This window comes from Labilibaculum euxinicum (assembly GCF_963678175.1).
Taxonomy (GTDB): Bacteria; Bacteroidota; Bacteroidia; order Bacteroidales; family Marinifilaceae; genus Labilibaculum; species Labilibaculum euxinus.
Map to the genome: position 1 here is coordinate 3571617 of NZ_OY782756.1, position 15371 is coordinate 3586987.

8 protein-coding genes are annotated in these 15371 nt (G+C 35.3%); 2 read left to right on the forward strand and 6 right to left on the reverse strand.

Features of this window, described 5'->3' with window-relative positions:
- Nucleotides 1-79: 79 nt before the first annotated feature.
- The 6 genes from ACY0M5_RS14320 to ACY0M5_RS14345 all read right to left on the reverse strand — a co-directional run bounded on the left by ACY0M5_RS14320 (nucleotide 80) and on the right by ACY0M5_RS14345 (nucleotide 9817).
- The gene (locus tag ACY0M5_RS14320; RefSeq protein WP_461629606.1) at nucleotides 80-658 is read right to left on the reverse strand and encodes a Crp/Fnr family transcriptional regulator; all 579 of its coding nucleotides are present in this window, start codon (nucleotides 656-658) and stop codon (nucleotides 80-82) included.
- Nucleotides 659-728: 70 nt separating this feature from the next.
- The gene (locus ACY0M5_RS14325; RefSeq protein ID WP_461629607.1) at nucleotides 729-2273 is read right to left on the reverse strand and encodes a pectinesterase family protein; all 1545 of its coding nucleotides are present in this window, start codon (nucleotides 2271-2273) and stop codon (nucleotides 729-731) included.
- Between the two features lie 204 nt (nucleotides 2274-2477).
- Nucleotides 2478-3869 carry an MFS transporter gene (locus ACY0M5_RS14330; protein WP_461629608.1) on the reverse strand — a complete coding sequence of 464 codons (1392 nt, stop codon included), beginning with the start codon at nucleotides 3867-3869 and terminating at the stop codon, nucleotides 2478-2480.
- A 298-nt stretch (nucleotides 3870-4167) separates the two neighbouring features.
- A complete protein-coding gene (locus tag ACY0M5_RS14335; protein ID WP_461629609.1) occupies nucleotides 4168-5592 on the reverse strand; it encodes a sodium:solute symporter family protein in 1425 nt (474 codons plus the stop codon).
- A 1153-nt stretch (nucleotides 5593-6745) separates the two neighbouring features.
- Complete coding sequence (locus ACY0M5_RS14340) at nucleotides 6746-9535, reverse strand: NACHT domain-containing protein (protein ID WP_461629610.1); 2790 nt, start codon at nucleotides 9533-9535, stop codon at nucleotides 6746-6748.
- A gap of 93 nt (nucleotides 9536-9628) precedes the next feature.
- The gene (locus tag ACY0M5_RS14345; protein ID WP_461629611.1) at nucleotides 9629-9817 is read right to left on the reverse strand and encodes a metallophosphoesterase; all 189 of its coding nucleotides are present in this window, start codon (nucleotides 9815-9817) and stop codon (nucleotides 9629-9631) included.
- 1713 nt (nucleotides 9818-11530) lie between these two features.
- On the opposite strand from ACY0M5_RS14345, the gene ACY0M5_RS14350 reads away from it, so the two are divergent.
- Both ACY0M5_RS14350 and ACY0M5_RS14355 read left to right on the forward strand, forming a co-directional pair.
- Nucleotides 11531-11896: a hypothetical protein gene (locus ACY0M5_RS14350; protein WP_461629612.1), complete on the forward strand. Its 366-nt coding sequence runs from the start codon at nucleotides 11531-11533 to the stop codon at nucleotides 11894-11896.
- Nucleotides 11897-11900: 4 nt separating this feature from the next.
- Entirely contained in the window at nucleotides 11901-15008 is a 3108-nt protein-coding gene (locus ACY0M5_RS14355; protein ID WP_461629613.1) for a hypothetical protein, read from the forward strand.
- The last annotated feature ends 363 nt before the right edge of the window (nucleotides 15009-15371 follow it).

Below are 15371 nucleotides of genomic sequence, written 5' to 3' on the forward strand. Positions count from 1 at the left end.
ATTTCAGTTTTCATTTTATTTGTTTTTGAAATTCAAAAATAGAGAAGAACAGCCGATTATTTTTTCATCTATCTTAAAATCATCCATTCGCCCGTATGGTACTTAAATGTTGCTGGGTCATCCCCAAATAGGAAGCAATATATCCCAAATTTACCCGGCTAAACAAATCAGGATTTTCGTTGTAAAACTTTTCGTAGCGTTCTTTTGATGATAAGCTTAACCTGTCGATACGCAGGTTCTGCATTTTCAGCAATACTTCCTGATGAATGGTGCGGGACCAATTTGCAATGTCGATGTCTGTTTTGTAAAAATCGTTTAAAGCGTCAATCGGCAGGCTAAATACACACGAATCTTCAAGAAGCTCCACAAAATCGAATCCCGGGGTTCGGTGATACAATGAACTTGAAGAAAAAGTAATATCACCTTCCCGGCTAAACCAGTTGGTAATTTCTTTCCCGTCAACCAAAAAGTAAGTCCGCATACATCCCTGTTCTATAAAGTATACAAAATTGTCTTTAACCCCTGCTTTGGTCAGCAAATGATGCTTAGGCAGATGTATTTCGGTTAATAAACCTGCCAGTGCTTCAATTGAATCATCAGATACCGGATAATACCGTCTGATCCCTTTAATAATGTTTTCAATTTTATTTAGTTCCATTTATTTCATAAAATAAGCATCGGATTGTAGTCGGTTACGCGCATCGTGCCCGCCGATAATTTACATCTAATTAATTGTTGAGAAAAGGACTCCAGCCATCAAGAACAAAAAGCGGATTGGAATAGTTTTCAATCAATTCTTTATCAGTATCCAAACGTAACTGACGCGAAAAATCAGCCCGCTGAGAAAGGTCAACTGGTTTTCCATCATCGATATTGGTGCTGTTATATTCCCAGTAGTGCATATTTTTTGTTTCTCCGCCAACAGTACCCCAGCCTTTAGGCAGAATGTTTTTAAGAGAACAGTTAATGAACACGCATTCGCTGTACGGATAACCAAAACCTTTATTAACAGGAGCCCTGGCCAATGTACTTCCATTAGGATTTGTACCGGTGAAACGGCAATTCAGAAATACATTCCCATGATTGGCCTTGGTATTTCTTGTCCACATAAAAGGTCCGGGAGAATAAAAATCGCAATCTTTGAAAAATGCAGGCCCCCGTCCAAGTATCATATCACCGCCACCGTCAATTTTCACATCTTCGAAGCAGGCCGAACCATTGGTTTGTAAAGCATCGCCTGAGCCTACAATATGTACTCCTTTAACAAATATTTCATCTCCATTAATCAGTAATCCTTCTGCCTGCCCTTGCAGTAAAGTTTTAACTGTTAAATTTAACAACTGAATATTTGTACAGTTATCAATCGCAAAAGCGGCTCTTCTTGAAGGAAAAGTACCCGGCCATTCATTGGTTTTTATATTCCATGGATGGGGATTGAACACTTCATTGTTTGCATATTGAATTACTGTTTTCTCCCTGTTTTCACCTTTGATGATGATATTCGATTTATTCCTGAAATAGATCAGCTCATCATACAAACCGTTCCTGATGAAAATTTCAACTGTGTCTTTGTAATCATTGGGAATGTAATCAAGGGCTCCCTGCAAAGTAGAAAAGTCACCATTCCCTTCATCATCCACTATAATTTTTTTATACCTTAAATCAGGAGGATTCTTACTGGTGCTGAACCGCCACACATTTTTGTTATAAATCCCTTTAAAGCTTCCCTTAGCTGAAGAAACCACACTGCTGTCAATTAAAACATAGTAGTCTTTATTGTACTCCAAAAGATTATGGTGCAAAGAGATAATGGCAGTGTTTTCATGAACAATTATGGGATAAAAATGGAAAGCATCGGTAAAACCACCAATAATGGTCAACTGAAATGTATCTGCAGTTGCTAAGGCTGTGCCTGATGGAGTACCCGGCTTGGTATTGGCATTGGTAAACTTACCGGGCAAATATTGATAAGGGATGCATGTATAAGTCGCTTCCGGGTTTTTGACAGGTTTGGTTGGTCCTGCCGGGATACTCATATCAATTAGATCGACCAACGAATCGGTCTGACTTTCGAATACCCTTATTTTACCCTTGCTTCCTATGATGGGTTGGCCGGCAAATGTAATTTTAAGATGAGTATCCGGATGAATGTCTTTTTCTTGGTTTTCAGGATAAATTGTATAATTGCCGGATATTTCTGTTGACGTACAGGATGCCAACAAGGCAATGCCTGCACAGCACAAATAATTTTTTACTATTTTATATTTCTCCATTATCAGTAAGATTTATACTATTTGCTCTGCAACTAGTTCATAATAACACCCAATTACATTTTGTCCCCGAATCTACAAAACAATAATTGCGTAACAAAAAGATAATCGGGATAAAACAAAAATGCCAAAACGCTTACAAGTCTTCAACACTGTAAAGATGTGGCAAATAACCAACAGAATATTTCTGTACTCATCCGCCAGAACTTAATTGCCCGTAGTTTTTCGCCTTCCTATCAGCGATGTAAAAATTCCGATTACACACAAAACTGTAAAGCTGATTACAATCACTCTCATGCTTAGTATGAATGAATCGAGATTGCCGGCATGAATTTTAGCATCTCCCAAAAAAACATGTACCGAAAGAGCCGCAACAGCCATACTAAACATCATTCCTGTGGTTCGCATGGTAGCAACTGTCGCCGATGCCAGTCCTAAAAAACGTTTTTCTACCGAACTCATAACTGAATTTGTATTGGGTGATGAAAACATCCCAAAACCAAATCCTAAAATCAGTAAGGCAAAAACAATATAGGCATAGGGCGTTTGCTTGCTGATAAAAGTGAGCAGCAACAGCCCTGCTGCACTTATTCCCATTCCTAAAGATGCCAAAATCCGCGGGTCTTTTGTGTCCGACAATTTCCCCGAGAAGGATGCAACTACAGCCATCACTACTGGTTGTGCAATTAAAATAAAACCTGCCTCTTTTGGCGATAAACCTTTCACGTACTGCAAATACAAACTAAAAACGAATGTGATGGCAAAGGTGGCTGCATAGTTAATAAAAGCGGATAAATTGGAGAAGGCAAACAACTTGTTTTTAAAGAACAGCTGCATTTCGAAAACCGGGTTTGGGTGTTTTAACTCGTATCTGACAAAAATAAGCAAGCCTGTAATTCCCAATAAAGTGAACACGATTGCTTCCGTTTTTGGTAGATGCGAAAACCCATACATCAATCCCGAAACGGAAAACATATATATCAAAGTCCCCTTAATGTCGAATTTCGCCTTGTCTGGAACTGCCCATTCAGCCTTAATTTTTGTGAGTATAGCCAGTATAATTAACAGGACTGCTCCTGCATTAATAAAAAACAAGGAACGCCAGCCCAATGATTCTGTTAGAATGCCACCCAAAACCGGAGCAATGGATAAGCCTACGTAAACGGCCATCACATTTAATCCAATCATTTTACCTCTTTCGTGAGGTTCGAAAGCAGATATTACAATGGCCATGTTCGAGGCAAAGATACCTGCGGCACCTATCCCCTGCAACAAACGCCCCATTAGTAATGTTTCGGATGAAAAAGAAAAGGCGCAGAATAAAGTGGCTAAACCAAATAATATATTGCTGTACAGAAACATTTTTACACGTCCCCAATTGTCGCTTATTTTACCAAAAGGGACTAAAAATACCGACGAGGCCAGCAAAAAGGACATACTCACCCAACTTAAACCCACGGCCGACATCGATAATTCTTCCCCAATTCGGGGTAAAGCCACATTAACAGCAGCTCCCATTAGTGGATTCAAGAAATTGGATGCCATGGTAACAGCCAGCAGAATCGTTTTATTCAAATTTGGATTTGATTCTATCATCATTCTCTTTCTTGTGTGTGCAACAGCATAAATTTAGCTGTTTTTTGCGGAATCGGTAATTTTGTTTTTCAACCGTTTTTAGGAGGATAAAGCTCAGGAACCACTTTGTTTTTCATTTTTTGAACATTTACTACCAAATCAACATCAAAATTGATCTTATGAGATAGTGCTTATAGAATCAAGTCATACCCTGACAAGAATGGCTTGGATATAGTAAGAGCATAATAAGCTGTTATTTTAAGCATGATTTTGAAATTAAATGGGTATAAGTGCTATAAACTGCACCAAGTTTAAGAATGTTTTAAATCTCAGATCGCCTGTGCAACGATTGGATAATGATAAAAACAATTGCCGATAATGTAATCCCAAAGAAGTTGGCATCCAAACCAAAAGGCAATGTGACTTCTGTTAAAATAAGGGCCAAAGTAGTTCCTCCTCCCAAAAGCATAGCATACATTGCAGCCTTTGCCGATGGCTTTTTCAAAAATAGAAAACCCAAAACAGGAACAAACAATCCTGAAACCATAAAGGCATAAGAGTATAACATTAAATCGAGTACATTTTGCATTTTGGTAGCCAGAAAAATTGCCAGTATCCCAATCACTAATGTTGCTAATTGCGAATAGCGTATACTTTTGGTGTTTTGCTTTGAAAGCCTTAAGATATCGGTTGTGAAATTGCCTGATGCCGCCATTAAACAAGAATCGGCGGTTGACATGATTGCCGAAAAATAAGACGACATAAGCAGTCCCATCAAACCAACGGGGAAAATGTGCGTTAAGAGTAAAGGCAAGCCAATTTCCGGATCGATAACACTTCCCGGAGCATATCCAAATTCGGTAAACATGCCTTGTTCGAAGGCAACCCGGCCTAATAATCCCAGAGTAATTCCCATAAATGCCATTACAGGCCATTCGAACAAGCCAGCTATGAACCAAGCTTTTTTTGCTGTTTTCTCATCTTTCGAAGCATAGATTCTTTGATACAGAGTCATGCCAACAAACCAAATGGGAACAATTGTAATCAGCCAGTTAATAAATTGAACAAAACCAACATTGGTGAGACTTTGAAAGTTAACCGGCAAATAAATCCGAAGAGCTTCCCACCCTCCTACTTTTACAAAACCCAAAGGAATTCCAACTACAATCAGTCCAAACATGAGTATGATCCATTGAATTGTATCGGTGAAAATAACCGCCTTCAGCCCACCCAGTACGGTATAACCGATCACCACAATTCCCATTAGCAATACGGCATCGACAATGGTGATGGAAGGAAAAGTTGCTGCTGCTAATTTCGCTCCTGCCAATACCTGCGAACTGGTAAATCCGATATAACCAATCAGAGAGATTATGCCTGCTATAATGGCCACTTTACGATCGTAGAAGTGATTTAAGATTTCGGGGAAACTCAAAAAATTATGTTTCCGTGCCAGAGGATAGATAATTGGAATCAGAAAAACAGCACTAATCCATGCTCCGATTATGCCTGTAAACAGCATCCAACTACCCGAAAGACCAATTAAAAAGCCCAAACCACCTAATCCTATCGAAAATCCACCACCAACATCTGTAGCAACAACCGATAAGCCTATGTGAAAAGAAGTCATTTCCCGACCTCCTACGTAATAGTCTTCCTGCGATTTATTGCGTTTCATAAAATAGAGGCCAACACCAAGCATGCCAAGCATATAGATTACAAATATTAAAATGTCGATAATGTGCATAATTTGATTTTTTGTTACAGAAATAAATTTCGCAGCCTACGAAATCATTTTTATTGAGGGATGAAAATCTAATTTTTCAAATGGAAAGCAAACTCAGTTTGGCTAAAAACCGATTAAAATACTCAATTGAATTTTAAAGATAAAAACTTTACGGACAGATAAAAATTGAATGCAAAATCGATAGACAGAAATGTATATCTGCCCGATTTACAAAACAAGCATTGATTATCAAAAGAATTGCCAAATCTGGTCAGCGCAAAAAACCGATAAAAGTTTTGGAAGTGGAATGGATAGGAAGTCAGCAAAACGGAACAAAAAGCATTTCTCCTTCATCATCATATTTTTTTAAGCTTATTTTTCTTCGCTGATCTCCTCTTTTTCATTTAAAAAGTACGACAAACGGGCACTGGCCATACTTACATTTGTTATGCTTCAATCTAATTATATTTATTTGGAAGCTTTGTTCAGTCATTTGATGATTTGGTAAGTTCACGGACGACTTAGTAAAGTCATTTGATGACTCAGTGAAGCTCAAGAATCACTTTGCAATTTCATTTGATCACTTGGCGAAGCTCAAGAACCACTTTGCAATTTCATTTGATCACTCAGTGAAGCTCAAGAACTACTCTGTAATTTCATTTGATCACTTGGTGAAGCTCAGGGACAACTTGGTGAAGTCATTTTACCGCTTGGTGAAGTTCAGGAACGACTTAGTAAAGTCATTTTACTGCTTGGTGAAGCTCAGGGACAACTTGGTGAAATCATTTTACTGCTTGGTGAAGCTCAGGGACAACTTGGTGAAATCATTTTACTGCTTGGTGAAGCTCAGGAACCACTTTGTAATTTCATTTGATCACTTGGTGAAGCTCAGGAACCACTTTGTTTTTTCATTGGAAAAACCGTTCTCAGGAAATTCCCTTGTTCCCAATTCAAAAGCAAATCTAGAATGATTATGCATAATCGGAATTATCCCGAAATGCCCCGCTTTTAGCGGAATAATGAGCATAAAAAAAGACCTGGTTGGGTCTTTAATTATGAACGGTTGGCGGTATGAAACGTGGGGCATTTTAAAGTACCTATCTATCAAACTGCTATATGTTTTATTAAACGTTAACATGTTCAAATTTAGCACTATCCTCCAAATGACCTATATTTATTGTTGGCGTTTCGTTATTAATAATTTCTTATCTATTTTATTTCTTAATTTATTTTCGTCAGTATTAGGATATAATTCCTTCTGAAGTTCAACAATTTTTTCTTTTAGTAATTCTTCTAAACCCTTATTACCGTATGATTTAAAATTCAGATATAAATATAATTTCAGTAATGCTGTATTTTTTAAAGCAATAACACTAATGTTTTCTATGATCTTTTGAATAATATTCTTATTCTTCTTTAAATCAATATCTAAAAGCATAAAATAAAGAAGCAATAATTTGAATTCATTATTAGTTTTATCTTTTTCAAATTCCTCAATCTTTTTGTTTATTAACCTTTTCAGATTAACGTGAAGAATTGCATCTGACATCATTGATTGAGTAACAAGAGGAATGAAACTTGTAAATAAGTTTAATATTGCTTTTTCAATTTCTTGCTCAGATTTTTCTTTTTGAAATTCAAACTCATTTATTAATTCAAATCCTAAGTTTATATAAGAATTAATAATAAATTCAAAAGTATCAATCATTAATTTTTCATCATCTACAGAAGACATACTTCTAAAAACTCTTGAAAGAATAAAAAGATGCCTTTCCAGCTGAGAATGAGTATAATCTATCTCCTTTTTTTGTGGTTTTTTAATTTTCACTTCATCCTGAAATGTTTGGATTGGTTTTAGGTTATCCATCATCTCATCTTGTTCTTCAAGACTTTTGGGCATCTGCCCTTTTACATCAATATCACAAAACAACTGTGCTAATTCTTTTGCATTTCCCATCTTAGATGACAATAACTCATCATAGTTATCTCTATATTTTATATTAGTGGTGTTTAAGGCATCTTGTGTCTTATTATATATTTTACCTAAGAATTTTTTGTCACCTCTTGCCAAACCTGACAAGATTTCGAGCTCATTTGCAAATTCCAAATAAACCATATCATTATCTGGTTCTAATAAATCATCAACAAATGATTTATTTGCTTGCATATAAACAGCAGTAAAATATTCCATTACACCATTTAATCGAAATGTGTATCTTTCAGTATAAGTATTCTTCCTTAATATGCCTTTTTCTAATAAGTAATCCAGTAAATCTCTTGTGTCTGTTACAAACCTAATATTGTTTTTCTTGAATTTTTCTATAAATTCTGTTAGTTCCCCATAAGATATTGAATAATTTGTATCACTATGATTTTTCAATAATTTATGAGCAAGATTAGCAAAAAACTTTTTAAACAAATCATAATCATCTTGACCTAATGAAGCTATTTCTTCTCTACCTAATAACTTGTCGACATATAGAATTATCATTTCTATATTATCATTGATATTGATGCCTTGGTCTTTTTTGTAAATCCACAGAAAAAGAGATAATGACCAGTAATTATACGGTATATTCAATTGTGAGAATATAGATAACACCTTAGTTACTATTTTATCTTTTTCGTCGTTATCATATTCATCTAACACTTTTTCAGTTTGTGTTCTAATACTTGACCGGTTTAAAGGGTGGATAAATGCTTTACTAAATAATGAACCATTTAATTTAAATGATTGACTATAAGCTAAACTTTCCTGTGTTTCAAAAGATGTAATTGTTGTAATATTATTTCCCACCTGTTTAAGTAAGGAAGTAAGAAATTCTGTTTGTTGTATACTGTCTGGGTTATAATTATCAATTAAAAAATGAAACTTTTCGCTATCTAATAAGGCATCGGCATCGGTTTTGTTTAAAAAATAATTTTGGCGTATATAATCTATAATATCAAAATTATGGATTGTGTATGAATTTTTGAACTCAATATAAACTGGAATTGCCTTATAAATAAAATAATTATTTAGTAGTTCTAACTGGATTTTTCTTAATAAGGAAGTCTTTCCTGTTTTGTCCTTTCCGAAAATGATATGATTGTCAGATATAAGAACTTTTAATGAAATATTGTTACTTGCAATATCAGTTTTCTCAATATTTTCAAAGTAAGAATTGTCTTTAATAATCGGATCATTATAGTAATCCAAAAAATTCTTTTCTGCTCTCTCTTTTTTATTAAAAACAACAAGTGAGTTTGCGTCAATAAGAGTTTTTTCAAACAATTGTTTCGTTTGTTTATATACTTTCACTTCTCTTTCTTTTTCCTTATTCATCGGTATGTGAGAAGTGTAGTTTTGTGTTATAGAAAAAGTATTATCCGAATTTATATATCTATGTTTTCTTATTTTTACATCAAAAGTATTTAAATCAAAATCTAATAATGTTAAACCATTTTCACTACCATCTTTATTAGACATTAATGCCATTGATGAAAGTTTTAGTATTCCTGTATTTGTACTAAACAAGATACTTGGTTTATGTTTATGAAAATGTCCTGATGTTAAAATGTGAAATTGTTCATGAATAATATCTTCTATTTCAAATTGATTAAAATTTTTTAAATCTTCTATTGGATGGTGCATGACAGCAATTTTGATGTCACAATCTTTAATTTCTTTTACTGCTTTGTTTGCAATACTTTGTGGGATTAACAATTTATTCGAATGTTCTCCAATAAATGCACGCCAACTTGAATTAAATGAAACTATTCCTATTTTTTTATTATCAATATCTCTTTTAAAGACTTGGTAAAGTTTGTTTATATCATCATTCTTGTAAAATGATGATATAAATTTATAGTAGTTTTCAGATTTAACGAAACTTAATTTAAATTGCTCATCATCCTTACTGACAAAATTATCAACATCAACATTCTTTTCAAATCTATCAATATGTTCTTTTACAAGAGGCAATTCCTTATCATCTTTTGAATTATCATGATTTCCTTGTGTGAGTATAAAGTTGTCTTGTGAAATATTTAATTTAGTAAGAAGAGGTTCGATAAACTATTTTTTTACAATTTCAAAATTCTTTTCATTTTCTCCTGTCCAAACTAAATCTCCAGACAAAACAATTAAATCAATCTTTTTTTCATCATTAATTGCTTCTAGCTCTTTTGTTAAAACAGGGAGCATTCTTTCAACCCTGTCGTTATGCTTACCATAATGTAAGTCTGAAAAATGTATTATTCTCATTATTTAATTATTTTCTTTTTTTAATGAATGCCAACGTAAAAGTGTTTTATCCTTTTGTTTTTTTTAAGGTGTATTTATTTACCCATATAGGGTGGCAATTTGCACTTTTTAGGTTTTTAGCTCCTAAATCTACAAAACAATAAATCCACAACAAAAAATTATTATAGTTATTTTACATGCCATTATAAATTAAGAATATAAAAATATTGTTGTTTTTTAAAAAACCGGAAGGAATTTGTATTGTTCAGCTAAGCAATTGGCAGAGTAGTCTAAACCTTAGTTTGCATATTACTCCTATTATATTTTATGCGGCTAAAGCCTGTTTTCTAATTTTAATGCTATCAGTTGGCTAAAGCCAAACCGCAATAGATGTTTTGCTTAGTATCATTTTACTCCTGCAATCATTTTAATTTCTTGTTATCTGTTGTTTAAAAACAAAAGCAATAGATGCTCAGCTTTGCTCCTTACATCAGGAAATGCATTGTGTTTTTTTATCCATTGCAGTTTGGCTTTAGCCAACTGAATTCAAAATGTTCCAATCTTTTGCTTTAGCATCATTTTATTTCTTATAATTCAGCACATGGAATTTGTATTGGTAAACTAAGCAATTGGCAGATTAGTCCAAAGCTTAGTTTGCCTATTACTCCTATTGTATTTTATGTGGCTAAAGCCTATTTACTAATTTCTTGCTGTCAGTTGGCTAAAGCCAAACTGCAATAGATGTTTTGCTTAATATCATTTTACTTCTTCAATCATTTTAATTTCTTATTATCCCTTGCTCAAAAATAATTGCAATAAATGCTCGCCTTTGCTCCTTTCATCAGTAAGTGCTTTGTATTTTTTTTATCCATTGCAGTTTGGCTTTAGCCAACTGAATTCAAAATATGCCAATCTTTTGCTTTAGCATCATTTTATTTCTTACCATTCAGCACATGGAATTTGTATTGGTTAGCTAAGCAATTGGCAGAGTAATCCAAACCTTAGTTTGCCTATTACTCTTATAGTATTTTATGTGGCTAAAGCCTATTTATTAGTTGCCTGTTATCAGTTGGCTTAAGCCAAACTGCAATAGATGTTTTGCTAAGTATCATTTTATTTTCTTCAATCATTTTAATTCCTGGTTATCTGTTGTTTGAAAACAATTGCAATAAATGCTCAGCCTTGCTCCTTACATCAGTAAATGCTTTGTATTTTTTTATCCATTGCAGTTCGGCTTTAGCCAACTGAATTTAAAAGTTTCTCATCTTTTGCTTTAGCATCATTTTATTTCTTATAATTCAGCACATGGAATTTGTATTGGTTAGCTAAGCAATTGGCAGATTGGTCCAAACCTTATTTTGCCTATTACTCCCATTGTATTTTATGTGGCTAAAGCCTATTTACTAATTTCTTGCTGTCAGTTGGCTTAAGCCAAACTGCAACAGATGCTTTGCTAAGCATCTTTTTCATTTCTTCAATCATTTATATTTCATGCTTTAGCAGTTCGAAAACAAATACTGTAACTATGAAAAATAATATTTCATAATAACCTAATACTGTTTCGTGCATTTTGCAACAATAAAGTATTATTTTTGAAGTTTATTTTAAGTAATGAACAGGTGTAACGCCCCTGTAAAAAGTGTTACACACAAGGGCATGATTATTGATCATGGTAAGTTCTCCTGAAAAATTCAGGACAAGCCATATAACAACTAAAAAACAAATTATAAACATATGAAACGGATCACATTATTTTTTTTATGCATTGCTGCAGCAGCACTTTTCTCAACCTCTTGTTCTGAAGAAGAAACTCACCCCAGTTTTGATGAGTCATTAATTATCGGCAAATGGAAAAGCGGGACTTTGTTCGAAAGATACGACTCTGACAAATCAGGTGCTACCTGGGATACTGCCGATGATGTTAAGGAATCAGAAACTCAGAAATTTACCTGGACAATAACAAAAGATCAGCTGGAGCAGATCCACATTATCGAAAATGGCGGTAACGTTCCAAAAGTGTACACCATTACGAATTTAACGGCATCATCATTAGAGTACGAAGACGCTTACGGAAAAACAAAATCATTTAGCAAACAATAGTAAAATGCGGATAGTAAAAAAAGTAGGAATAGCTTTACTGGTACTGGTTTTTGTAGGAATAATAACTGCAACAATAGCCTTGTGGTATGTTCTTACGCCAGAAAAATTAACACCAATAGTTAATAAACAGGCAAAAAATTATTTAGCCTGCAATACGGTCATCGAAAAAGTTGAACCCACTTTTTTTAGTACCTATCCGTTTTTTGGCATAGAGCTGACAAATCTCTGTTTAACCGGAAATAACAATTCTGTGAAAACAGATACCCTGTTGTATGCTAAAAAATGCTTTGCCTCGCTAAATGTTAAGTCGTATTTATTCCACGGCGATATAAAGCTTAACCCGTTTTTGGTTGAAAATGGGTATTTGAATTTCAAAACAGACTCATCCGGGCAGTCTAATTTCGATATTTTTAAAAGCAGTTCCGATGCTGCAGAAGCTGATTCTGAGGACTCATCATTGGGTGACATCGACATCAGCAATGTAAAATTTACAAATTTTAATGCCAATTATGCAGATGAGACGACATTTAGAAAGGCTGCTGTTATCAACGGAAATGCTGCGCTCGGGTTTGTATATACCAAGGGAAAACAGTCTTTTGATTTGGATCTGCAAGTCAGCCGATTGCTGTTTACAACATCCGACTCGATGGCTCTTCGTATAGATGCCAAAAACTGCGATCTGAAAATGACTTTGAAGGCTGCGGACAAAAACCGATTCAATTCCGATGCAAAGCTTGTTTGTAAGGAATTGTCTCTTGCTATGGCTGGCGATACAATTTTAACAAATATGAAATTGGACACACATCTGCCATGTGCTGTAAACATCGCCGAAAACAGTTTTGATTTAAAAGAGGCAAAACTGATTGTGAACAATGAGCAGGAAGTAGTATGCAGCGGGATTGTAAAAATACAGTCCGATAATTCGATAGCCACCAACATAAACTACTCGACCAACGAATTGGATGTCGAAAAAATTATGGCTCTTGTTCCCAAAGCCTATTCGGCTCCGCTAAAAGATCTGATTGCCAAGGGTTATGCACAATTATCCGGATCGGTAACTGGCCTGTATTCTGACACAAGTTACCCTCTTGTAAACACAAACATAGAGTACAATAAGGGCGAAATTAACTATACAGGCTATCCAAAAGTGAAGGATATCAAATTATCGATGTCGGCGAAGGTAGATGTAAATAAAAACCAGACTTCGGATATTACTGTAAACAGCAGTTCTGCCAAAATACGAAACAGCAGCGTTTCTGTTGCAGGAAATATATCGGACATATTGGAAACGCCGCGCTACGACATCTATACGAAGGGTGATGTTAACCTGGCCGATTTTCAGTCGTTTGTACCTAAAGATCAGAATATCATTGTTCGGGGTTGGGTAAATGGAAATCTGCATACCCGGTTTTCTCAGTCTGATTTGGATCAGGAGGCATATCACCGTATCTATTTAACAGGCGATCTCAACACCCGGGATTTTGATGCCGTTTATAACGACACTACAAAGGTAAATCTCCCTTCGGCAAAAATTAAGCTTACTTTACCGAGCCAAGCCAGAGCAGATAAAAACCTTCTGTTTGCAAACATCAAAATGGATGCACAAAACTTTACAATGCACCTATCTCCTGCCATGAGCGCGGTGACTGAGAATCTTGAGCTTTCTGTCGATATCAATCATCCGGCAAAAGGAGCCCCGGCACCCATAACGTCGTGTATTTTTAAATTGGGCAGTCTTACTGCTGTGTCGGATACTTTATCGGTTAGCGCAAACAATGCAAACGGACGATTCGAATACGTTCCAGGCCGTAACGGAAAACAAGAGATTGCTCTTATCAATTCAACAATTAACAGTGATGAAATTGCAGTAGCCGGCAAAGACTCTATTTTGTTTGATGCTAAAAACCTATATGCAAAAACGAATTTGAAATACGACGACTCGCAGAATAATATCATTCTTAAATGGCAGCCCGAAATGGCAATCAGTTTCTCCGATGCAGTTTATGATTTGAGTGAACAGCTAAGGGGTAAAATTCCCAACATCTCGTTTACACTTAATCAAGACACGATGGAGATTCAAAAAGCGGCTTTAACTTTGGGCAATTCCGACTTTAGCCTTACGGGCCAGCTTACCGACATCTCCAACTATTTAAACGATCAGGCATTGCTGAAAGGAAACTTTAATTTGGTTTCTAAAAATACCGATGTATATCAGCTGATGGACATTTTTAACGGCATGGGCAGTCAGGATTCAACTCTTACCGTCAATAAAGATACTGCGCCCGAAGACGATCCGTTTATGGTGCCAAAAGGTGTCGAAATTAGATTGAACACAACAATTGCGAAAACTTTAGTAAATAATAATGTAATCGAAAACATTAAAGGAGGACTTACTGTAAAAGATGGTACTCTTATTCTCGATCAGATGGGATTCACCAGCCGGGCTGCCAACATGCAGTTAACGGCCATGTACCGTTCCGACAGAAAAAACCACCTCTTTAGCGGCATCGACTTTCACCTTTTAGATATTGATATTGCTGAATTAATTGCTCTGATTCCTTCTGTTGACACAATGATTCCTATGCTGAAATCATTCAAAGGGAAAGGTGAATTTCATTTGGCCGGAGAAACCTATCTTAAGAGCGATTATTCTTTGAAACAATCTACAATTCGTGGTGCGGCGGCTTTCCAGGGACAGGAACTAACCCTTATGGATACCGAAACTTTCGACATGATTGCCAAAAAACTACTGTTTAAGAAAAAAACAGCAAATGTGATAGACAGCCTTAGTGTTGAAATGACTCTGTTTAAAGACGAAATTGATTTGTATCCTTTCCTTATTGTAATGGACAAGTACAAAGCTGTTATTTCGGGACGTCATAATATGGATAACAGCTTTAACTATCACATATCGGTAACAGATACTCCACTACCTGTTCGATTGGGACTGAATGTAACCGGAACAATGGATAACCTGAAATACGACCTTGTGGAGTGCAAGTACAAACACTTGTACGATCCTAAAAAACAAGGTGCACTGGAGGAGCAAACTTTACGTTTGAAAAAGCTGATTTCGGAATCGCTTAAGGAGAATGTTAAGGAGATTAAATAGAGTGAACAAGTTTCAAGTAAAAAGGAGAAAGGAACAAAGAACAAGAAAACCAGCAAACAGCCAGCTGTGATCAATTCGTTGATTTTGTTGATTGTACAATGAAAAACCGGGGATTTTCCCCAAGCGGAATAGTAAAATCCTGACGGCGTAAATGCTCGTCAGGATTTTTTTTATTGTAGATATGATCCCATTTTACAAACAAATCTGAATTCTTAAATTTTTTCAGGGAGTTGTTGAATTTGGATCATGGGAAATGAATTAATTTTTAGCTGCATCGAGGCAAAAAAGTAAAGCACAGCCATGTTACGATGCATCTTTTTTAACGAAGATATAGCTGAAAAGAAACATTTTACAAGGCATGTT